This window comes from uncultured Microbulbifer sp., from assembly GCF_947489355.1.
Lineage (GTDB): Bacteria > Pseudomonadota > Gammaproteobacteria > Pseudomonadales > Cellvibrionaceae > Microbulbifer.
The window spans coordinates 1-2,149 of record NZ_CANLDD010000132.1; the positions used below are offsets into that span (position 1 = coordinate 1).

Here is a 2,149-nt window from a genome sequence, read left to right on the forward strand (position 1 = left end):
TGTTGCAGGTAATCCACCACGATCAGTGACAACGGGCTCTTGCGGTGCTCACGGCGGGCACGGCTGACAATCTGGTTAATATGCAGCGCGCCCTGGTCATCCACCCCCATGTCGATGCCCTTGAGTTGGCTTACGGCGTGAGTCATACCCTGACTGTGCTGCGCGTAAAAACCTTTGCGGTCATCGGAGTTGTCGGAGTCAGCGAGCCCTATGGGGATTCGCCCAATCATGCCCACCAGCCGGCGGTAAAGTTCCCTGCGGCTCATTTCCAAAGAAAAAACCAAGGCACGGTTACCGTTGAGGGCATTGTGCGCAGCCACCTGCATGGCACCCGGTCGGTCATGGGGCGCACATCGTCCGCCTGCAATACCGCGGCCACGGTATTGAGCAGTGCCGGGTCCGCGCTGCCGTCGCCGTTGCGGGCGAGAATGGAGACCACCACCTCGCCGGGGCCGGGGCTGGTGGCACTGGCATCGAGCACACCGGGGTCGGCGCCCAGGGCGTGATGAATGTAGGCGCCCTCGGGACCGGCCACACTAAAGCCCTCGGGAGCGAGCTGGATGCGGCGGCGGAATTCGGTATTGGATTCCAGGGTGGGATCACTGCCGGTTTGCGGATCACCCGGGTCCAGCACCCGACGCTGTACCCCGAACAGTGCGCCTAGCTGGTCCAGGTCTGCATCTTCCGCATAGGCGAGCATCACGGCGCGGGCGGCGTTGTTGACGCGCTGGCGCAGCAGCAATTCACGGTAGACGGCCACTTCCAGAATTTTATAGGCGGGGTCCGCTTCGGTCAGGGCGTCGGAAGTAGGGTCACGGCCCTGCAGATCGGACAGCATGGCGCCGAAGATGGACTCGAAATCGAGTGCTTCCACAACGTCCGGCTCGGGCAGCCGGGAGAGATCGACAGCGGTAAAGGTATTGGCCATGCTCGCGATGGTGCGCGAGCGACGGCATGGGCGCAGTCAGGCGGCCTTGTAACAGTGCCGACTACAAAGGAAGCGGGATTTGAACAAGAATACAAATGGCCTGTTGCGCCAATATTGACCCAAGGGTACTGACTATAAAAGAGAATTCAGGGAGAGGTTCATGCAACGGTATACAGTTTACTACCGGGTCGATAGAGAAGCATGCTCTTTGATCGTGACCGTATAAGACTTGGCAGTCTGATATTAATCCGCCTTTTTAGTAAATAATCAGCTAAGAGAAATATTAGACTTTGAAACGCCGGAAGAGTTAATGGATAATTGCTTGGCGGCAGAAGCCGCATAAATGGTACGCACTTCGAGTTTGAACCCCCGAGATATTTATAAAGTATTTTATGCATATAATAATTGGACTAATCACTGCAATAGCTGGCTTGGCATGGGCATTAAACAGCCTGCAAAATGCAGGAGTGAATCTAAATGCATTTAACCCATTTTTTTGGATGAGGCGCAGGAGGTGGGAAAGGAAATTAGGGACAAAGCCAATGCACGCGCTTACGGATTCTATGGACGTGGCTGCACTGTTGGTAGTTGCCGTTGCAAAAGAGCATGGAGATATAACCCGTGAGTCGAAGCTTGAAATATTAACTATGTTTGAGAGAAAGTTTGGCGTCAAACGCAACAAAGCAATTGAGATGTATTCTTCTTCGACATATTTAATGCAAGATGCTTTAAATATAAGCGAAGAGGTGCGTCATATAATAAAGCCATCCAAAGAGAACTTCACTTCTAATCATATTGCCAAGCTCATAAAAATGCTCAATGAGGCTGCCAGCCTTGAAGAGATAACAGATGGTCAAAGAGCTATAATTAAGTCCGTTGAAAAGGAATTTCAATCCAATAAGAATCAAGAAAAGGAATGGTAAGGCATACCAAATCGCACGTAAGCGGTACATAAACCACATTCTTTTATAAGGTGAATGTAGTTCATGAGTCGCTTACTTTTATTCCTACAAAAATGCGGAGAGCACAAAGCCGCTCAAATGGACAAAGCCCGAGAGTAAGATTGTGATTTCGGTTAAGCAGACAAAACAATAGTTACAGGATTGACTGCGTGCTCCATTAGCACCCCACGGGGGAAATTCTAATTTGTATTAGTTCAGACCAAATCTGACACATCTCCTTGAAAAGAGGGGGTTTACCGGTTTTGATGAAGGTGACGAA

Annotated in this window: 3 protein-coding genes; 1 reads left to right on the plus strand and 2 read right to left on the minus strand. The window is 51.0% G+C overall.

All coding sequences use genetic code 11. The features are described 5' to 3' along the window. Both Q1A48_RS21025 and Q1A48_RS21030 read right to left on the minus strand, forming a co-directional pair. Positions 1–326, minus strand: a 326-nt coding sequence (locus Q1A48_RS21025; protein ID WP_299948781.1) for a DnaB-like helicase C-terminal domain-containing protein, incomplete at its 3' end; no start/stop codon positions are given. Beyond that, positions 263–928: a baseplate J/gp47 family protein gene (locus Q1A48_RS21030; RefSeq protein ID WP_299948783.1), complete on the minus strand. Its 666-nt coding sequence runs from the start codon at positions 926–928 to the stop codon at positions 263–265. The genes Q1A48_RS21025 and Q1A48_RS21030, both read right to left, overlap by 64 nt. Before the next feature lie 392 nt (positions 929–1,320). Between Q1A48_RS21030 and Q1A48_RS21035 the strand changes: the two genes are divergently transcribed. Then, positions 1,321–1,851: a hypothetical protein gene (locus Q1A48_RS21035; RefSeq protein ID WP_299948785.1), complete on the plus strand. Its 531-nt coding sequence runs from the start codon at positions 1,321–1,323 to the stop codon at positions 1,849–1,851. The last annotated feature ends 298 nt before the right edge of the window (positions 1,852–2,149 follow it).

Coding starts and splice junctions, on each gene's coding strand:
- Q1A48_RS21030 (WP_299948783.1), bottom strand. CDS start 928: ATGGCCAATACCTTTACCGCTGTCGATCTCTCCCGGCTGCCCGAGCCG.
- Q1A48_RS21035 (WP_299948785.1), top strand. CDS start 1,321: ATGCATATAATAATTGGACTAATCACTGCAATAGCTGGCTTGGCATGG.